This is a genomic window from Paenibacillus eucommiae, from assembly GCF_017874215.1.
GTDB classification, from domain to species: domain Bacteria; phylum Bacillota; class Bacilli; order Paenibacillales; family NBRC-103111; genus Paenibacillus_AI; species Paenibacillus_AI eucommiae.
On the sequence record NZ_JAGGLB010000002.1, the window covers coordinates 135,827 to 150,408 of the forward strand.

Consider the following 14,582-nt stretch of genomic DNA (forward strand, 5'->3'; position numbering starts at 1 on the left):
ATGATTGTGTATGCATAGCCGTTCATCTTACTCGGGTTATAGCTGTGTCTTCTTCATTTATTTTCTCTGAGCCCTTGAAATGCACATCATGAATATGCACATTCACTTCTACCACATGCAGACCTGTCATGGATTCGATAGCGCTCTTCACATTTTGCTGGATGCCTTTGGCCACTTCGGGAATCCGATTGCCATATTCGATAATAATCGATACATCAATGGCCGCCTCACGCTCACCAACCTCTACCTTAACACCTTTGGAAAGGTTCTTGCGTCCCAACAGCTCCGCAATACCTCCAGCGAACCCACCGCTCATTCCCGCTACTCCATCTACCTCTACAGTTGCAAGTCCGGCAATGATTTCAATCACTTCAGGTGCAATTTGGATTCTTCCCATATCCGTTTTGACATAATCCGGTGCGATTGTGCTCATTTCGGTTCCTCCTAAAAGTTTTGCTTTAGCAAAACTTGATTGCTTCGTAGGCACAGGCTAAGCGTTTTGCAGGCAGCACTTGCCTCGTAAGCAATAAGCTTTGCGTTTGCTCAACAATCTTGTCTCATAAGCCAGTTACTAATAACTATACCATCCTGTATAAAATATGACAAATAACTTATCTAAGAATCTGGATCGTTGACATCATGCTCTTCAAGGAACTTAATATCATGATCACCAGAAATAAATTTCTTATGCTGAAGTAGTTTAAGATGGAATGGAATCGTCGTATGAACGCCCTCTACAGCAAATTCATCCAGGGCTCTTTTCATTCTAGCAATAGCATCTTCCCTGCTTGTTCCCCAAACGATAAGCTTAGCGATCATAGAGTCATAATATGGCGGAATCGTATAGCCTGTATATGCAGCGCTATCCACACGAACTCCAAAGCCGCCTGGAGGCAAATAAAACTTGATTTGTCCAGCGGAAGGCATAAAGTTCTTGTTCGAGTCCTCCGCGTTTACACGGCATTCGATCGCCCAACCATTAATCTTTACATCCTCCTGACTGAAGGAAAGCGGGTTCCCCTCGGCAACACGAATCATCTCTTTAATAATATCGATTCCGGTAATCATCTCGGTGACGGGATGTTCAACCTGGATCCTTGTGTTCATTTCCATAAAATAAAAATTACCGTCTGGACCAAGTAGAAATTCTAATGTACCTGCACCAGAGTAATTAACGGCTTTGGCTGCTCTGACAGCAGCTTCACCCATCGCTTTGCGCGTCTCTGGCTTGAGTATCGGACAAGGCGCTTCTTCCAAAAGCTTCTGCCTGCGCCGCTGAACAGAGCAATCACGCTCTCCCAGATGCACGACATTGCCATGCTTATCTGCTAGAATCTGAATTTCAACATGCTTCATACCTGTCAAATACTTCTCCAGGTAGACACCCGAATTGCCAAACGCATTTTGCGCTTCCTGCTGGGCAGCTGTGATTTGCGCAATGAGCGTTTCTTCATTGTCTGCGATACGAATCCCTTTGCCGCCGCCGCCTGCTGTCGCTTTGATGATGACCGGATACCCGATATCTCTGGCGATGCTGATCGCATCGTCCACGCTCTCCACTAAACCGTCAGAGCCTGGGATAATGGGCACCTTGGCTTCCTTCATCGTTTGCTTGGCCATTGACTTATCGCCCATACGGCTTATCGCATCGGGTGATGGGCCAATGAAAGTAATGTTGCAGCTCTCACAAATCTCGGCAAAATCAGCATTTTCAGCAAGAAAGCCATAGCCTGGATGAATCGCATCCGAATCCGTAAGCGTCGCAACACTCATTAAATTCGTAAAATTTAAGTAACTGTCTTTGGAAGCTGTTGGTCCAATACAATAGGCTTCATCAGCGAGACGCACATGCAGTGCATCGCGGTCTGCTTCCGAATATACAGCCACCGTATAAATATCGAGCTCTTTGCAGGCCCGTATAATGCGAACGGCAATCTCGCCTCTATTCGCAATAAGCACTTTTTGAAATTTCATACTTTTCTCCTCCCAAGGGTAAACGGCTTCGCCGTCCTGTGTATGCACAGGAGCGTTTGTCCAGATTATCAGAAAAGAGTGAATGGGCGAATGTCTGGCATCCAGCACTTTCTGATAATTGGATTCACGCGCTTACTCCGGCTTCACCAGGAACAAAGGCTGTCCGTATTCGACAAGCTGGCCATTCTCAACCAGGATCTCGACGATTTCCCCTTTGATCTCGGCTTCAATTTCATTCATCAGCTTCATGGCTTCCACGATACAGACGGCTGTTTTATCGCTGACTTTGCTGCCGAGGCTCACGAAGGGAGCCGCACCAGGGGAGGCTGCCTGATAGAAAGTACCTACCATTGGCGAAACGATCTTATGTAAGTTAGAATCTGCTTCCGACTTAACACTCTGGGCAGCAGCGCCTGACTCTGCATTCAAGGCTGGAACCTGCTCAGGAGCGGTCGTAGAGACCGGAAAGTAAGAATGCTGTGTTGGGGCAGAGCTCACGATCACCGACTCTGTCTTATTGGGCTTGCGAATCAGCAAGCGAAAGCCTTCGTTCTCGATTTCAAGCTCTTGCAAGGAAGACTGATCGATCAGCTTGACCAGTTCTTTAATTTCACTTAATTTGTACATCCAAGTCACTCCTCTAAAGTTGGTGAACCCGAAAGCGGTTAACACACCTGTAACGTTAGTATTATAACCATAAACGCCAGAAATGGAAAGAGTCCAGTTTGTCCGGACTCTTTCATCTCCTTAAGCTGCGAACCTGCGGGTTCAACTTTATGACTAAGGTTTGACATATTGGATCTTAATATTTTCTGGAGAAGCTTCCAATTCCTTGATTACCATGTCGACAATTGTCACACCTTGGCTTTTTTCCAGCTTTTCACTCTGTACAGTTACTTTCCATTTCTTACCTTCCTGAGACACGATAGCTTGCGGGAAATCCTTCAAAAGCACTTCCTCCAGCCTATCGATTTTTTCCTGTTCACCTGACATTTTTTCCAGCTCATTATTAGCTAGCGCTACAGCTTCCGGCTTTTGTTTCGGATCTGTAATGGTGGACAGCAGTTCATCAGCTTTTTGCCGCAATGCTTCATGGTTTTTCATTTGCTCCATTGTGAAGTAGTCACTGCTCGATGTAGTCTGAGATTGCTCTGACTCTAGCTTTTTTAAAATTTCTTCATCTGTAGGCTCATTCTTGGCAGTAGCATTTTCACCTGTGCTTGAAGCGGTATTTGTGTCTGGCTCCGTTTGAGCAGTAGTTTCTCCGGCAGCAGCAGTTGTTTCAGCAGCTTTCCCATCCCCAGTTACAGCAGCGCTTTGCTCTGTCTGGCTCATATCGATTTTAATTTCTTGCGGAGCGTTAGCTACTGTCTCGCCTACCGCCAGATCAATCTTGCTGACATCTTCAGTGAACAAATAGTAAGCGGATAACACCACCATCAAGGTCAACATGGAAACCAGCCAAATCGTTTGTCTTTTTGCATTCATTTTCAATCTTCCTCCTCATAGTATGGAATCTGAATTCAACCTGTTTTTCTTGGCAGTACAGAAATCCGGTGGGTCGCTACATCCAATCCGCGTTGTACGGCTTCCGTAATCATCTTTTTCACGGTTGGATTCTCTGCTCCTCTGGCTACAACGATGACTCCCCTTATTTTAGGTTTAATTACTTTAAGAACTAACGGCTGTCCGTCCCCGGAAACCTGGTATATCACCACATCACCGCTGCGTGATACTTCGGATATGTTGCGCGTTGCCCCTTTTTCATCTTTTTCTGTCGTTATTTGCTGTGTGTCTTTATAATTTTTGTCGACAGTGAGCTCTTCCGTAGATTCAATCGTAAGCAGCACTTCAACATCGCCAACTCCAACAATTTTTTGCAAAATTTCCTTCAGCTCAGTTTCATAAACCACTTCATAATCATGGAAGCTTGATTTATCCTTCCCCCCTGTGCCAAGAAACGTCTCCGTGCTGAGCGGATTTGGAGAAGCTCGTGCCGAGTTGATCGGATCCACATCTTTAACAGTCAGAAACGAATTAATAACCATTAAGGCGGCTCCCAGCAGGGCAATTAACAGTATCCACAAAAAAGTATTTGTTCGCTTGGCTCCACCTGATCCCTTGCTGAACCTTTGCTCCATCCATTGTATGAATTTCCCCATCCGCTCACCTCGTTTCCCCTTGCTTCCATAGACAGTGGTTTACTCTTTCAAGCCTGCTTGAATTTGCACCTCGATCTGGCCGGCATGCACCTGCCAATCACGCGATATGCGCTGGACCAGCCTTTGCCTTTCTTGCTCCAGCGGAAGAGATAGCTTGCCCGGTGCCCCCCCTGACTCCCCACGCTTTCCCGCCGAGACCAACTCATCACTATCACGACGGATCCGAATGGGTTCTATGGGCCGAATGGAAGCTATTGCTGCAATATCCTCCGCTTCCTCCGGCTTCTGCGCTGCGCTTTCCCGATCTATTTCATGAAGGGTCACCCACACATCTGTTACGATGGGTTTCCCGTTATTGTCAAGCTTTGCAGCGACCTGGGCTTTGTCTACCACCAGATCCGTTTGCTGCTGTAAATCCTGCATCATCACGGTCTCAATCTGTTTTTGCAGCAGCTCCAGCGACTGTTTTTCACCGATTGCCTTTAAACGCTCCGCATCCTGGATAATAGCTTCGAGCGATTTCATACCGCCCTTTCGCCCGTTTGAAGCCTGATTTGCTGCATTGTATTGCTTTTGCTCGGCTGCAGTCATCATTTGTTCCACATCCCAATTTTTTTGGAATAATTCCAGAACCGGCGATAGCAGCGTAAGAAGGATAAACAAGCTCATCACCGTCTTTACATATCTATGCATGGTATTGCTGGGTAGTAGAAGATCCACGAAGGTGGCTAGTAAAATAACCATAATGATTGTTCTCAGCCATCCCGCTAACCAATCCATGCTTCTGATCTCCTCCTTAGCAAAGTGTTACCTCATCATGACTGAAACATTGCTGACCGTAATCATAATTGTTATCGCCAGGAAGAACATAAGCCCGACCGCTGCAAGTGCAGCAAATACGTAAATCATATTCTTTCCTATTGTCTGCAGGCAGGCAATCATCGGGTTGTCACCGAGAGGCTGCATAATGGCTGCCGATAAGTGGTAGATAGCAGCAAGCGCCAATATTTTGATCGCCGGGAAGGCGCATATTAGAATGAGGATCACGACTCCTGTTAAGCCGATTGCATTTTTGACCAGCAATGAGGCTCCTATGACCGTTTCCGAGGCATCTGAGAACAAGCGTCCGACTACCGGGACGAAATTCCCCGTAATGTATTTAGCGGTTCGGATCGTCACCCCGTCCCTGACTGCACCTGTCCCGCCTTGCACAGAAATCACACCGAGAAATACAGTAACGAAAACACCAAGGAGTCCTAGACTGACAGTTCGCAGCATATTAGCAAGCTGTGTCACCTTATACTTCTCGCTAAGGGAGCTGACGATATGCAGAACGGTTGAGAAGAACAGCAGCGGAAAAACAAAAATGTAAATGGCCGTCCCCACAGAGTGAATCATAAACACGATAAGCGGGTGGAGAATCGCTACAGAGGTTACATTTCCCATGGAAGCCAGCAAGGTCAAGAGCAGCGGAACGACGGCCAGCATGAATTCAATCATCGATGAAATGGCATTTCTGGCATAGCCAATCGCTACGCTGAAGCTGTTGATTGCAATAATAATCAGTATCATGTAAGCAATGGTGTATCCCAGCTGGCTGACTGTTTTCTTTTCAAAGGAGCTTTGCAGTGTTTCCAGAATCATGCTGAACACCGTGAGAATTACGATGGAAACCAACAACTTGCCATTGACCAGTACCTCGTGGAAAAAGTAGCTAATTATGCCTTTGAAGATCCCGGACAAGCTGATGCTTTTGGTCCCCAGGAGCAGTTCCATGAAACTTGGAGTCGTATTTCCCGGGAAGTACCCCCCGTAGTCATTCATTAACTTATTCCAGTACTGTTCTACCTGGTCCGTATTCAAATGTTCGGCCTGCCCCTGAATAATCGTATCGGCAGGTGTTTGTGCATAACTCGTACCTTCCATGCACAGCCAAAGACTAATGGCAAGCAGCAGAACCGGCAGCAGTTTTCTGATTGAGGAGTGCAAATATAGATGGATCATAGCTTCAGCTCCTTAAGCCGGCAGCAGCTTGACAACAGTCTCGATAATAACGCTGATAATAGGGATAGCCATGACCATTATGAGAATTTTGCCTGACATCTCAATCTTGGAGGCTATAGATTCCTGCCCTGCGTCACGCACGATTTGGGCACCGAATTCGGCGATATAAGCGATGCCTATAATTTTGAGGATGGTCTTCAGAAAGACCATTTGAATGCCCGATTTCATAGCCAGTTCTTCGAGTACACGAATGACCGCAGATATTTTACCCATCAAAAACAGGAAGATCACAATTCCCGTAAACGTAGCGAGCAGAAAAGCAAACATAGGCTTCTGTTCTTTGATGATCAATGACAGGATCGTGACAATGAGCCCTAAACCGACGATCTGAATGATTTCCATACTATCCACCTATCAAGAAAAAATCATTGAAAAAGAAAGATCGTCTTGATTTCCTTAAATAAATCATCGAGCATACTGACGACCATAAAGAGCACGACCACAAAGCCGATGACCGTTACCCAGTGCGCCATATCCTCTTTTCCCATCTGTTTAAGCACCGAATGGATCATCGCGATGATGATGCCGATGCCGGCAATCTGGAAAATGGCGTTCACATCAACGTTCATTACGGGCACCTCACTTAATACATCAAAATCACGATTAATGCGCCAATGAGCAAGCCAAGGCTTTTCCACATTTTCTCGTACCTTTGCTGCTCATCCCGGGAATCCGCCTCCTCGGCCTGCAGTTGACTGACAGCGAGCCGCAGGTGCTTCACCTGATCGTTTCGGTCACTCATCCCCAGAACATGCCCAAGCTGCAGGACAATTTCTTGCTCTGACTGCTTCATCGAGGACCTTTGCCAGGTTTCCTTAACAGCAAGCTGCCATACATCCCGGGTAGAATGTCCAGCACTGCTTTGCAAGCCCTCAGATGTCGCTTTGAATAGCGTAGAGAGAGGCTCGGCCGTCTGGCGGCCAAGCGTAGCGAACGCCTCAGGGAGTGGAGTTAGCGCATATATAATCTCCGTCTCCATTCGCTGCAGAGCGCCTATCATTTGGCGTATTTGCTTCGGTCTGCGCGCATAATGCAAGGCTTGAACAAATCCGAGCATGGCTGCCGCTCCAAGAATACATATTGCACCGATAAATTTAAGCATACTGTTCAGCTTCTTTCTATCCGCACCGCCGGAGGGGACTACAGCTGCTGTCCCTTCCCATCAAACACCTGGAAGGAAGCAGCTTCGCCGCGGCGTCTGCCGAGAGTCACGTAGCGCATAAATACGCCTTCGCGGATAAGATCCTGCAGCACCGGCCTTTGCCGAATATCACTAAGACCCGCACCATGGGCAGAAGCAATTACACGAATACCTGCGTGCATCGCTTCGTAGATGGCTGTAGCATCCTCAGCACGTCCAATCTCGTCAACAATCAGCACTTCCGGGGATAAAGAACGAATCATCATCATCATGCCCTCCGCCTTCGGACAACCGTCCATCACATCTGTCCGTGGACCCAGATCAAATCGCGGAACGCCCTTCACACAGGCCGCCAGCTCCGACCGCTCATCAATGATGCCAACCTTTCTGCCAACCATGCTTCCCCAGGCTCCTCTGCTGATTAGTCGGGCCAAATCGCGGATTAAAGTTGTTTTACCTTGCTGGGGCGGCGATATGACCAAGGTATGATGAACGCTGCGGAATTCCGGATCGTACAAGTAAGGGATAATTGGCTTGCCAACTCCTTGAACATCCCTGGCAATCCGAATGTTGAAAGAGCTCACATCACGGATTTGCTTGACTTCTCCATGCTCCAGCACCGTTCGTCCGGCTAGTCCAACCCGATGGCCTCCGGCTATCGTTATGAAGCCTTTCTTTAACTGCTCCTCGAAGGTGTAGAGGGAATGATTCGTCAGCAGTTCCAGCAGTGCGCTGCAATCCTCGTATCCTGGCAAGTACGCCTGATGTTCATCCTGAACAAGCTTTCCTTGTCCGCTTACGAAGCTGTACCGATTGCCGAAGCAAATTTCCAGAGGTCTTCTTTCGCGAATGCGAATCTCTTCCAAATCTGCTTGTACTTCTCTCGAAAGCTGCGAGACGAGAAATCTGAGAGAGGGGGGGAGAATGGCTACAATAGATTCCAGCATGGGCAAGCCTCCAGCAAAGTCCGTTTCTTCTCTAATATATGTATGCCTGCTAGTACCAAATATGACCGATTACTTTTTTAAAATACCAACAAAAATACAGCTAACCCCAACCAGCACCCAAATCATTTTTCCAAATGATAGTTTCTCTGCAATGCCTACTAGACCAATAGTAGTTGTAGTTAGTAGAACTAGGGGACCTACTAGAGCCAAGCCAGAGTTCACCAGCAATGCCTTCTCAATCTGGTTAAAACGAATCATCAGCAGTGCCGCAATAATTTCCAGGCAGCCTGAGAACATCCTCAGCGAGGCCATGCTTAGCACAATTTTGTTGATCACCTGCTTGCTATCCCTCCTTGACAATCCTCTTTTAAACCTACCTTATGCAAGCTCGTCTGATTTTAGGCATGGTGGGCACCGTCTCTTATAAAAATGCATATGATGAACACAGAAATCACATATTTAGCGATAGTGAGGAGATCTTACCAATGAAATTGGCATCTCATGTACAATGGAATCCCGTGCTGGTCGACCCCACAGGGTGTAGGCAGAACAAGCCAAGAACGCTAGGCAAAACGATGGTCATTGATAAAGGGCTCGGGCTGAATGCCTTCGAAGATTTGCTCAGCACTTCAGGCGCACATGTGGACATGATCAAAATTGGGTTCGGCACTGCCCCCTTGTATCCTGAACCGCTACTAAGAACCAAAATCGAAATGGCACAAGCCTATGATATTTGTATATATCCTGGTGGCACATTTTTGGAGGTAGCTGTCGTACAAGATGCTCTCTCTTCTTTTTTTGACATGATCAAGAGTCTTGGCTTTACTGGCTTGGAAGTTTCCGATGGAACCATTGATATGAATCGCGGGCTGCGCAATGAGTTAATTGAAAGAGGACTCGGCGAGGGCTTGGAAGTTATTACGGAATACGGAAAAAAGGGTTGGGGTTCTTCTATTGAAATTGAGGAGCTCATCGAAACGGTCTTGCTTGATGTGGAATTCGGTGCGGGTCTTGTAACCATTGAAGCACGAGAATCGGGGCTTGGTGTAGGTATTTTCGATGCTCAGGGAAATTGCAAGGATGAAGAGCTAAGCAGGGTGCTTACGGCTATACCGAAACAAGAAATTCTGCTCTGGGAAGCTCCTCTCAAGAGTCAACAGGTTCACTTGCTGCAGCAGTTGGGCTCTGGTGTGCACCTCGGCAATATTTCTCCTCATGAAATTATATCATTAGAAGCTCTCCGCAGAGGTCTGCGTTCCGATACGCTTGCCTTGGAAAGCGACAAAAGCTAGACCAGAAGCTAGATCAGAAGCTGGCAGGAGGGGGGGCTCAGATGCAGATCGATGTCATTGGCACGATAGGGGAAGCGAGATCAGATGCATTCATCCAAAGAACAGTTATCGTAATCGATGTTCTTCGCGCTACCAGCACCATGATAACAGCATTAGATGAAGGCATTAGAGGTATTATTCCGGTAGAAACGGTACTCCAGGCCAAGGAGCTTCAAAAGCCGGGTGACATTCTTGGCGGTGAGCGGATGTGCAGGAAAATCCCCGGATTTGATTATGGAAACTCCCCTTTGGAGTACAAGAATGAAGCTATTCGGGGTAAACGTCTCATTATGACGACAACAAATGGAACAAGAGGTTTTCACAAGGCCGAAAGAGCCGAATTTGTGCTGGCAGGGGCTTTATTGAACGGAAAATCCTGTGCCTTGGCTGCTGCTGAAATAAAGCGTGACATTGTTATCATCTGCGCTGGTACGCAGGATGTATTCGCTTTGGAAGATGGTCTTTGTGCCGGACAGATCGTTGATGCATTAGTCCTTCTGCTCGGTGAAGCTAACGCCAGCTTAAATGACTTGGCCACAGCTATGCGTAGCACTTTTCTGCAGCTGCAAGCCAATATTCCGGATGTTCTGCTCCGCTGCTCGAACGGCAAACGGCTCAGCAAGCTCGGTTTTCGCGGCGATGTCGAGTACTGCGCCCAATTAAACATGACTGAAACCGTACCTCTATGGCGGTATGGGATGATGACTTCTTATCGGAAATGATTGCTGTTCGGATACGAATTTCTGTTTTCAACTAGTTCTAAGACTTCTCCAAACGTTCTAAAACCCTTGTCCTCTCATAAAATAAGACGAGACAGACGTAGACTATCGAGTTAGGGGTTTTGTTATGAATGGTGATTTGTTACTGGTTATTCTTATTATTATCGGGTTAATTGGGCGCTCTCCAATTATTACTACAGCAGCCTGCGTGCTGCTTGTCGTCAAACTCATCAACCTGGACCGGTACCTTCCCACGCTAGAACGCAGAGGTCTTGAACTTGGACTCTTGTTCCTTACCATAGGTGTGCTTGTTCCTTTTGCGAGCGAAAGGATTTCCTATAAAGACGTTTTGTCTGTATTCACTACCTGGCCCGGTATCATCGCTCTGACTGGAGGAGCAATTGCTACCTATATGAATGGAAAAGGGCTCGAACTACTCAAAGTAGACCCACAATTAATTGTGGGTCTGGTCATTGGCTCTATATTTGGAATTGTATTTATGCGCGGCATTCCGGTTGGCCCCTTGATGGCTGCCGGAATCACCGCTTTTTTATTGAAGCTTGCCTATTTCGTTGCTGGTAAGTTCAACTGACTTAAGAAAGAACATAATACATCTTGGTGCGGCGTTAGTTACCTTCTTTCTGAAGGACCGCCAACAACAGCTTGCTCTTCTGTATCCAATCCAAAAGCTGTATGAAGTCCGCGAACTACTTCAGTAAGATGGGTCTGATCGATTACACAGGACATCTTGATTTCCGATGTGCTGACCAGACTAATGCTTATGCCTAAATTGGAAATCACTTCGAACATAGTAGCCGCCACTCCCGGGGTACTCACCATACCTGCGCCAACTATCGATACCTTTACCAAATTTACTTCTGAAGTAATTTCACGGAATCCTACTTCTCCGCGAAGCTGCTCCAGAACATTTAATGCTTTCTCACGATCGGACAGGTTGGTTGTGAAAGAGAAATCAGCTGAGCCTGAGATCACACCACTTTGCACAATAATGTCCACATCAATTTGCTGCTTGGCAAGCGATGTGAACACCTTCGCCAGTTGACCGGGTTTCTCCGGAACTCCCAGAATACTGACTCTTGCTACATTTTTGTCAAAAGCGATGCCTCGTACGACAATCCCTTGCTCCATGACTGCTTCCTCCTTGACATTGGTTCCTTCGTTATTCGTGAAGCTTGAACGTACCACTAGGGCCACGTTATAATTTTTGGCATATTCCACTGCTCTTGGATGCAGGACAGCTGCTCCTAAATTAGCAAGCTCCAGCATCTCATCATAGGAAATTTCCTTTAACTTTCTAGCTACCTTGACAACCCTAGGATCTGTTGAATAAATACCATCAACATCCGTGTATATTTCACAAAGGTCCGCAGGAATAGCAGCTGCTAGCGCAACCGCTGTCGTATCCGAACCGCCGCGGCCTAGTGTCGTAATTTCCCCATCAATGGACATACCTTGGAAGCCTGCTACTATTACGATATTCCCCTGCGCCACTGAATCAAGCACACGCTGAGGCTGAATATCTGTAATGCGTGCCTTGCCATGTACAGCTTCTGTATAAATCCCGCTTTGCCATCCTGTATAGGAAATAGCCTTTTCCCCTAAACTATGTATCGCCATAGATAGAAGGGCCACCGAAACCTGTTCACCCGTCGAAAGCAGCATATCCATTTCTCGGGCTGGAGGACTTCCCTCACAAATTTGCTTCGTAATATCAATCAGATCATCAGTCGTATCGCCCATGGCAGAGACTACCACAACACAACCATGACCCGCTTTCTTTCGTTCTATAACCCTTTTTGCAACACGCTTTATCCGCTCCGCATCACCGACAGAGCTACCGCCGAATTTCATCACTATAAGAGACAAAGCCGCTCCACTCCCAATGTATACTTTTACATAACAATTAAACATTATAGCACACATCGGGGAATTGTGGTACGATCTCTTTTACAGAACTCTTTACAGAACTCTTTTACAATGATTGATTCTGAAAGCTGCTCCTACTGCAATAACTCTAAACTAGCTTATAATCAAAAGTCATCCCTTCAAGTAGCTATCTCATTATCCACTATTTATCGCCTACCTATGTGTGTGTGCATGACCTTTCCAGCTTTTCCAGTCCTATTCATTTCCACCTAATCAAGCTATTCAAATACACTCTTGACCAGATTCATATGGAGAGCTACAATAAAAGCAATAATCATACGGTTAGTGAAGAACACGCCGCTTTTCCGATCAGCATCTACTGCTGTTTGGGAGGCGGTTTTATTTTTTTACTGGGAGGTTCTTGTTCATGAGCTTTGATACAGCGTACAGTGAATTTATGGTTGAACATCAAAAAATGCGGCGGGGAGAATCGTTAAGAAGATTACAACAGGGGCATGGCTATGCGGAAAAATTATTTTTGGAGCATGTATGGTGGCCAGCTTTTGGGCATTTTGATGGTGTGCATCCCGAATATGAGGTTTATGATTTCAAAGACGGAACCCGATACCTCGATTTTTGCCATACTTCAGGGACACCTCAGGCTAGCAATTGAGATCGATGGATTTGGGCCACATCAGCAGCAGATCAGCCGTTCACCATTCTCAGATCAATTATTGCGGCAAAATCATTTAGTCATTGATGGCTGGAAAATTCTACGCTTCTCTTTCGATGATGTGAGAGATCGGCCGCGAATGTGTGAGCAGCTCGTCCAGCAATTTATGGGAAGATGGCACAGCCACAGCAGTCATCAAAGCGATCTGGAGAAGCTTTCATCTGAAGAAAAAGATATATTGCGTCTTGGAATAAAGCTCAAGCGTGACCTCACTCCAAAAGATATTTGCCTAAAGCTCAATATTGAACAACAAAAAGCAAGAAAACTTCTTCGCCAGTTGGTCGATAAAGGATTTTTGCACTCCGCTGGCAAGGGAAGTAGCCGTTCGCGTTTTTACAAGTTAACCAGCTCGGCTTCTTCTGATTTTTTGGGTATGTAGAATAAAAAAACGTCTGTGGCGTCCTTTGAAGACCGTATAGTGACGTTGGTGCGTGGAGGGACGGAATGGCTGTGGGCTCCAGCCGCTGTTAAAGATTTGTTCCCTTGAACGGAATCGATGAATAGGTAGGAACAAATCTTTAAAGGCGGGCGCTTACGCTCTTCCACCCACAGCCATTCCCTCTCTTTAGCTATAATCGCACGAATCACACGAACACCAAGCTCAAACGGACAGCCAGCAAGGGTTTTTCTCTTAGTAAAAGGAGATTTCCTAGCGGGTGCAGGAGCTGTAGATGAAGAGCCCGCGCAGCTAGGAGAAGCTGATGCTTTAACGATGTTTTTCATCTTTAAAAGCATCAGGTCCTCTCCACATCCTTGCTTTAACGATGAAAAACATCGTTAAAATCCCTTTTTTCCACCTAGAGAGGCCGTCCGTCCTCATTTAGAGATGAAAATCATCGTTAACTGACGGACTTACCTGGAAACACTTCATTTAACGATGAAAAACATCGTTAAATGAAGCACATGCTCCATTCGGGGGAGCCGGGCTACTACAGGGATGCCTCAGGATTAATTCAGGGCTACTTACACGAATGTAAAAAAAAAATTCTCCCCGCGCTAAGAAAGCGCAAGGAGAATCCAATTTGTAAATAGCTAACCTAGCTATTCAATCGCTCAAGCTATCACTAAGCCCGTGAGATGTATTTGCCCTCACGAGTATCAACGAGCAGTACATCGCCTTCATTGATGAAGAGTGGCACTTGAACAGTCAGGCCGGTTTCGACTTTTGCACCTTTGCTCGCGCCAGTTGCTGTATTGCCTTTGATGCCTGGCTCCGTTTCTACTACCTTCAGCTCAACGCTGTTTGGCAAGCTGATTCCAAGAATTTCTCCTTGATAGCTCATGATGTTGATCATCATGTTTTCTTTCAGAAAGTTAAGCTCCCATTTGAGCTGCTCCACAGGCAAGCTGAATTGATCGTAGGTTTCAGTATCCATGAAAGTATGCTCAGAACCGCTGGCATAAAGGTATTGCATCTCACGATTCTCAATGTGAGCGCGGGACACGTTTTCTCCTGCACGGAATGTGCGTTCTACGGTATTGCCGTTACGAATGTTTTTTAACTTGGAGCGCACGAAAGCTGCACCTTTACCTGGCTTAACGTGTTGGAAATCGATCACTGTAAATAAGTCATGCTCTACTTCAATGGTAAGACCTGTTTTAAAATCGTTAACTGAAATCACTT

The 14,582-nt window shown here is 46.4% G+C and carries 18 protein-coding genes; 4 read left to right on the top strand and 14 right to left on the bottom strand.

All coding sequences use genetic code 11. The features are described 5' to 3' along the window. Positions 1 to 22: 22 nt before the first annotated feature. From J2Z66_RS03060 to J2Z66_RS03115, 12 genes are all read right to left on the bottom strand, one after another. On the bottom strand, positions 23 to 433 hold the full coding sequence (locus J2Z66_RS03060) for an Asp23/Gls24 family envelope stress response protein (RefSeq protein ID WP_209969842.1): 411 nt from the start codon (positions 431 to 433) through the stop codon (positions 23 to 25). A 182-nt stretch (positions 434 to 615) separates the two neighbouring features. Next, positions 616 to 1,974: an acetyl-CoA carboxylase biotin carboxylase subunit gene (gene accC, locus J2Z66_RS03065; RefSeq protein ID WP_209969844.1), complete on the bottom strand. Its 1,359-nt coding sequence runs from the start codon at positions 1,972 to 1,974 to the stop codon at positions 616 to 618. A 132-nt stretch (positions 1,975 to 2,106) separates the two neighbouring features. Continuing rightward, the gene (gene accB / locus J2Z66_RS03070) at positions 2,107 to 2,601 is read right to left on the bottom strand and encodes an acetyl-CoA carboxylase biotin carboxyl carrier protein (RefSeq protein ID WP_209969845.1); all 495 of its coding nucleotides are present in this window, start codon (positions 2,599 to 2,601) and stop codon (positions 2,107 to 2,109) included. A gap of 153 nt (positions 2,602 to 2,754) precedes the next feature. Next, positions 2,755 to 3,462, bottom strand: a complete 708-nt coding sequence (locus J2Z66_RS03075) for a SpoIIIAH-like family protein (protein ID WP_209969847.1) — start codon at positions 3,460 to 3,462, stop codon at positions 2,755 to 2,757. Positions 3,463 to 3,497: 35 nt separating this feature from the next. Continuing rightward, positions 3,498 to 4,136 carry a stage III sporulation protein AG gene (spoIIIAG, locus tag J2Z66_RS03080; RefSeq protein WP_209969848.1) on the bottom strand — a complete coding sequence of 213 codons (639 nt, stop codon included), beginning with the start codon at positions 4,134 to 4,136 and terminating at the stop codon, positions 3,498 to 3,500. Positions 4,137 to 4,175: 39 nt separating this feature from the next. Then, a complete protein-coding gene (gene spoIIIAF / locus J2Z66_RS03085; protein WP_209969850.1) occupies positions 4,176 to 4,916 on the bottom strand; it encodes a stage III sporulation protein AF in 741 nt (246 codons plus the stop codon). Positions 4,917 to 4,943: 27 nt separating this feature from the next. Further along, on the bottom strand, positions 4,944 to 6,140 hold the full coding sequence (gene spoIIIAE, locus J2Z66_RS03090; protein WP_209969851.1) for a stage III sporulation protein AE: 1,197 nt from the start codon (positions 6,138 to 6,140) through the stop codon (positions 4,944 to 4,946). A 12-nt stretch (positions 6,141 to 6,152) separates the two neighbouring features. Then, positions 6,153 to 6,542, bottom strand: coding sequence for a stage III sporulation protein AD (gene spoIIIAD / locus J2Z66_RS03095; protein WP_209969853.1), 390 nt, complete (start codon positions 6,540 to 6,542; stop codon positions 6,153 to 6,155). 23 nt (positions 6,543 to 6,565) lie between these two features. After that, positions 6,566 to 6,769, bottom strand: coding sequence for a stage III sporulation protein AC (spoIIIAC, locus tag J2Z66_RS03100; protein ID WP_209969855.1), 204 nt, complete (start codon positions 6,767 to 6,769; stop codon positions 6,566 to 6,568). Between the two features lie 14 nt (positions 6,770 to 6,783). Next, a complete protein-coding gene (gene spoIIIAB, locus J2Z66_RS03105) occupies positions 6,784 to 7,302 on the bottom strand; it encodes a stage III sporulation protein SpoIIIAB (RefSeq protein ID WP_209969856.1) in 519 nt (172 codons plus the stop codon). Between the two features lie 38 nt (positions 7,303 to 7,340). Then, positions 7,341 to 8,288 (bottom strand): stage III sporulation protein AA, encoded by a 948-nt coding sequence (gene spoIIIAA, locus J2Z66_RS03110; RefSeq protein ID WP_209969858.1) that lies wholly within the window; start codon positions 8,286 to 8,288, stop codon positions 7,341 to 7,343. 69 nt (positions 8,289 to 8,357) lie between these two features. After that, the gene (locus tag J2Z66_RS03115; protein ID WP_209969859.1) at positions 8,358 to 8,624 is read right to left on the bottom strand and encodes a YqhV family protein; all 267 of its coding nucleotides are present in this window, start codon (positions 8,622 to 8,624) and stop codon (positions 8,358 to 8,360) included. Positions 8,625 to 8,773: 149 nt separating this feature from the next. On the opposite strand from J2Z66_RS03115, the gene comA reads away from it, so the two are divergent. The 3 genes from comA (at position 8,774) to J2Z66_RS03130 (ending at position 10,930) form a co-directional block, all read left to right on the top strand. Further along, a complete protein-coding gene (gene comA / locus J2Z66_RS03120; protein WP_209969861.1) occupies positions 8,774 to 9,580 on the top strand; it encodes a phosphosulfolactate synthase in 807 nt (268 codons plus the stop codon). A gap of 41 nt (positions 9,581 to 9,621) precedes the next feature. After that, on the top strand, positions 9,622 to 10,341 hold the full coding sequence (locus J2Z66_RS03125; RefSeq protein WP_209969863.1) for a 2-phosphosulfolactate phosphatase: 720 nt from the start codon (positions 9,622 to 9,624) through the stop codon (positions 10,339 to 10,341). 124 nt (positions 10,342 to 10,465) lie between these two features. Then, positions 10,466 to 10,930, top strand: a complete 465-nt coding sequence (locus J2Z66_RS03130; protein WP_209969865.1) for a DUF441 domain-containing protein — start codon at positions 10,466 to 10,468, stop codon at positions 10,928 to 10,930. Positions 10,931 to 10,968: 38 nt separating this feature from the next. On the opposite strand, the gene J2Z66_RS03135 is transcribed toward J2Z66_RS03130, so the two are convergent. Next, a complete protein-coding gene (locus J2Z66_RS03135) occupies positions 10,969 to 12,225 on the bottom strand; it encodes an aspartate kinase (RefSeq protein WP_209969867.1) in 1,257 nt (418 codons plus the stop codon). A gap of 521 nt (positions 12,226 to 12,746) precedes the next feature. On the opposite strand from J2Z66_RS03135, the gene J2Z66_RS03140 reads away from it, so the two are divergent. Then, positions 12,747 to 13,337 (top strand): winged helix DNA-binding protein, encoded by a 591-nt coding sequence (locus J2Z66_RS03140; protein WP_245375248.1) that lies wholly within the window; start codon positions 12,747 to 12,749, stop codon positions 13,335 to 13,337. Between the two features lie 685 nt (positions 13,338 to 14,022). On the opposite strand, the gene efp is transcribed toward J2Z66_RS03140, so the two are convergent. Then, the gene (gene efp, locus J2Z66_RS03145) at positions 14,023 to 14,580 is read right to left on the bottom strand and encodes an elongation factor P (RefSeq protein ID WP_209969868.1); all 558 of its coding nucleotides are present in this window, start codon (positions 14,578 to 14,580) and stop codon (positions 14,023 to 14,025) included. Between the last annotated feature and the right edge of the window lie 2 nt (positions 14,581 to 14,582).

Coding starts and splice junctions, on each gene's coding strand:
- accB (WP_209969845.1), bottom strand. CDS start 2,601: ATGTACAAATTAAGTGAAATTAAAGAACTGGTCAAGCTGATCGATCAG.
- J2Z66_RS03125 (WP_209969863.1), top strand. CDS start 9,622: ATGCAGATCGATGTCATTGGCACGATAGGGGAAGCGAGATCAGATGCA.
- J2Z66_RS03140 (WP_245375248.1), top strand. CDS start 12,747: ATGCGGAAAAATTATTTTTGGAGCATGTATGGTGGCCAGCTTTTGGGC.
- comA (WP_209969861.1), top strand. CDS start 8,774: ATGAAATTGGCATCTCATGTACAATGGAATCCCGTGCTGGTCGACCCC.
- spoIIIAA (WP_209969858.1), bottom strand. CDS start 8,288: ATGCTGGAATCTATTGTAGCCATTCTCCCCCCCTCTCTCAGATTTCTC.
- spoIIIAF (WP_209969850.1), bottom strand. CDS start 4,916: ATGGATTGGTTAGCGGGATGGCTGAGAACAATCATTATGGTTATTTTA.
- spoIIIAD (WP_209969853.1), bottom strand. CDS start 6,542: ATGGAAATCATTCAGATCGTCGGTTTAGGGCTCATTGTCACGATCCTG.
- accC (WP_209969844.1), bottom strand. CDS start 1,974: ATGAAATTTCAAAAAGTGCTTATTGCGAATAGAGGCGAGATTGCCGTT.
- spoIIIAC (WP_209969855.1), bottom strand. CDS start 6,769: ATGAACGTTGATGTGAACGCCATTTTCCAGATTGCCGGCATCGGCATC.
- J2Z66_RS03060 (WP_209969842.1), bottom strand. CDS start 433: ATGAGCACAATCGCACCGGATTATGTCAAAACGGATATGGGAAGAATC.
- spoIIIAB (WP_209969856.1), bottom strand. CDS start 7,302: ATGCTTAAATTTATCGGTGCAATATGTATTCTTGGAGCGGCAGCCATG.
- J2Z66_RS03130 (WP_209969865.1), top strand. CDS start 10,466: ATGAATGGTGATTTGTTACTGGTTATTCTTATTATTATCGGGTTAATT.
- J2Z66_RS03075 (WP_209969847.1), bottom strand. CDS start 3,462: ATGAATGCAAAAAGACAAACGATTTGGCTGGTTTCCATGTTGACCTTG.
- spoIIIAG (WP_209969848.1), bottom strand. CDS start 4,136: ATGGGGAAATTCATACAATGGATGGAGCAAAGGTTCAGCAAGGGATCA.
- spoIIIAE (WP_209969851.1), bottom strand. CDS start 6,140: ATGATCCATCTATATTTGCACTCCTCAATCAGAAAACTGCTGCCGGTT.